The organism is Bradyrhizobium sp. MI1.11, assembly GCF_055811255.1.
In genome coordinates this window covers 1-241 of sequence record NZ_JBVVPM010000249.1, presented here as the reverse complement: position 1 = coordinate 241, position 241 = coordinate 1, and the positions used below count along the sequence as shown (strand labels likewise).

Annotated in this window: 1 protein-coding gene; it reads left to right on the top strand. The window is 29.5% G+C overall.

The genetic code is table 11. The features are described from left to right. On the top strand, window positions 1-241 hold a 241-nt coding region (locus tag AC0L30_RS43260; RefSeq protein ID WP_473406822.1), incomplete at both ends, for a hypothetical protein.

The following is a 241-nucleotide window of genomic DNA, read 5'->3' as shown; positions in this document are numbered from 1 at the left end:
AGGCGAAACCGCAAAAACCCAACGTTTTTCACCGAAAACAATAAAAGCAAAAAAAACCAACCAAACAACCCAAACCAAACACACCCCCAAAAAAAAAAAAAAAAAAAAAACCAAAAAAAAAAAAAAAAAAAAAAAAAACACAAAAAAAAAAAAAAAAAAACAAAAAAAAAAAAAAAAACCAAAAAAAAAAAAAAAAACCCCCCAAACCCCCACAAAACCAAACCCCCCAAACAACCCCACC